This is a genomic window from Bradyrhizobium sp. (assembly GCF_019244115.1).
Taxonomy (GTDB): domain Bacteria; phylum Pseudomonadota; class Alphaproteobacteria; order Rhizobiales; family Xanthobacteraceae; genus Bradyrhizobium.
Genome location: NZ_JAFATE010000803.1, coordinates 1 through 2,559, shown reverse-complemented (window position 1 = coordinate 2,559; position 2,559 = coordinate 1). Strand labels below are relative to the sequence as shown.

Below are 2,559 nucleotides of genomic sequence, written 5' to 3'. Positions count from 1 at the left end.
AGGAGCCGCCGAGGCCCTTGCCGCGGGGCTGATAGCCGATGCGGCCGTTCAGCCCCTTTTGCGGCACGGTGGAGAAGGACCAGTTGTTGACCGGACCGGCGACCATCAGCACCAGCGCGTAGGGCGTGGTGACGATCCAGTTGTCGTTTTTGCCGCCGGCATCGAGCAGCGCGACCGAGGTCTCGCGGTCCTCCGAGAGCCGGCTCGCCACCGCACATCCGCCGCTCCCGGCCCCGACCACAACGAAATCGAATGTCTCCGTCACGCAAATCCCCCTCAATTGCGCTCCGTCATTGCGAGGAGCGAAGCGACGAAGCAATCCAGACTGTCTCCGCGGAGACGGTCTGGATTGCTTCGCTACGCTCGCAATGACGGTGTTGAAGCGTTCAAGACAAAAACCGCAGCATCTTCTCCAGCCGCGCGATCTTTGCGCCGTAGGGCGGATAGAGATCGGCGAGGCGATTGAACGGCGAGCGATAAAACACCGGCTTCAGCTTGCTGAACGCATTAAATCCCCATTCGCCGTGATAGGCGCCGCTGCCCGAGGGGCCGACGCCGCCAAAAGGCTGGTTGACCTGGGTGATGTGGAACAGGCAGTCATTGATGGTGACGCCGCCCGACACCGTGCGCGACAGCACCGCCTCGCGCGCCGCCTCATCCTTGCCGAACCAGTACAGCGCGAGCGGCCGCTCATGGGCGTTGACGAAAGTGATCGGCTCGGCGGCCTCGCGATAGCCGATGACCGGCAGCACGGGCCCAAAAATCTCCTCCTGCATGATCGCCATGTCGGGCGTTGCGCCGACCACGATGGTGGGCGGAAACTTGCGTGCGCCCTTCCAGGCGGCATCGCCGGCGTCAGCAGTCTGCATGATCGTGGCACCCTTGGCCGCGGCATCGGCGAGCAGCGCCTCGAGCCGCGCATAATGGCGTTCGGAGATAATAGACGTGTAGTCCTTGTTCTGCGGGTCGGTGCCGAACATCCGCCTGACATGGCCCTGGAGCTTGCCGGCAAACTCCTGCAGCCGCTCGTCCGGGACGAGGGCGTAGTCCGGCGCGATGCAGGTCTGCCCGGCGTTGAGCAGTTTGCCATAGGTGATGCGCTCGGCGGCCTCGTCGAGGTCGGCGGAGCGATCGACGATCGCGGGCGACTTGCCGCCGAGTTCGAGGGTCACCGGCGTGAGGTTGCGCCCGGCCGCTTCCGCGACCAGCCGGCCGACCCGCGTCGAGCCGGTGAACACCAGATGATCGAACGGCAGGCTGGCAAACGCTTTTGCGATCTCGTCCGCGATGCCGGTCACGATCATCTCGGTGGGCGCGAACGCAGCGGCGACGATCTCCTTGAGCAGCGCGGCAAAGCGCGGGGTCAGCTCGCTCGGCTTGATCATGACGCGGTTGCCGGCCGCGATCGCCCCGATCGCCGGCGCCAGGGTCAGCTGCAGCGGATAGTTCCACGGCGCCATGATGCCGATCACGCCGAGCGGCTGCGGGTACAGGCGGTTTTTGGCCGGCCAGAACTGCACCATGGTCGGGATCGGCCGCGGCGTCATCCAGCGCTTGAGATGGCCCTTGGCGTGCTTGATCTCGGTCAGCAAAAACAGCGTCTCGGCAATGGTGGTCTCGACCGCCGAGCGGTGCCCGAAATCCGCCGAGATCGCCTCCGCAAACCTCCTCTCGTTCTTGCTGATGGCGCTACGCAGCCGCCTCAGCCGGTCGAGGCGCAGCGCGAGATCGGCCGCCGGCTCAGTGCGCGAGGCGTCGTGGAGGGCATGGAAGGCCTCGTCGAGGCCGATGAGATCAGGGCTTTTCAGCGACTGGTCCATGGCGCGTCTCCTGTCGTGATGGCTCGGCTGGGCCTTTGACGGTTCCAGGCTGGGCCCTGTGCTGGTTCCAAGCTGGGGCCTAGGCGCCTGTCTGGCAAGAGCATACCGCCGCTGTCGTCCCTGCGAACGCAGGGACCCATACCGCGGAATCTCGCAATGAGGCCAGATGACCGTCTTCCGCCAAACGACCGCCTGTGGTTATGGGTCCCTGCTTGCGCAGGGACGACAGCCAGGGGCTCCGCTCTGCCTCCGCTCCCTACTGGGCTTTCGCCCTGCTCCCTTCCGCCGACCAGGTGCTCCGCTCTGCTCCCCTCCCCCTTGCGGGGAGGGGTCGGGGGTGGGGGTAGCCGCGGATCACAGACCTCGCCGATCATCCGCGCGATTTCCTCCCGTTCCGCCTGTCACAAAACTGGAAAAATCCTGCCCAAGACCCTTCCCAAAGCGCAGCGGCGTTGGTACATACCGCCCGCACCCGACGGGCTTGCCGCCCACGGGGATGCCTTCTCAGGACGGTATTGGGATGGATCGATCGGCGCGCCCCGCGCGGCCGCTCTTTTCCGTTCCCCTCTTTCCGGTCAAGGCGCGCAACGGCTTATCGCGGGGTGGAGCAGCCCGGTAGCTCGTCAGGCTCATAACCTGAAGGTCGCAAGTTCAAATCTTGCCCCCGCAACCAAACATCAAGCCCTTGGAAACGCATCGTTTTCAAGGGCTTTTTGCTGCTCCTAGTTTAGCTTGAAAC

The 2,559-nt window shown here is 65.1% G+C and carries 1 protein-coding gene, 1 tRNA gene and 1 pseudogene; 1 reads left to right on the top strand and 2 read right to left on the bottom strand.

Features of this window, described 5'->3' with window-relative positions:
- Positions 1-265 (bottom strand): annotated as a pseudogene (locus tag JOZ76_RS34045) (GMC family oxidoreductase N-terminal domain-containing protein); the annotation flags it as partial.
- Between the two features lie 121 nt (positions 266-386).
- Positions 387-1,820, bottom strand: a complete 1,434-nt coding sequence (locus JOZ76_RS34040; RefSeq protein WP_291705764.1) for a coniferyl aldehyde dehydrogenase — start codon at positions 1,818-1,820, stop codon at positions 387-389.
- A 596-nt stretch (positions 1,821-2,416) separates the two neighbouring features.
- Between JOZ76_RS34040 and JOZ76_RS34035 the strand changes: the two genes are divergently transcribed.
- Positions 2,417-2,493: transfer RNA gene (locus JOZ76_RS34035), tRNA-Met, on the top strand.
- Positions 2,494-2,559 lie beyond the last annotated feature (66 nt).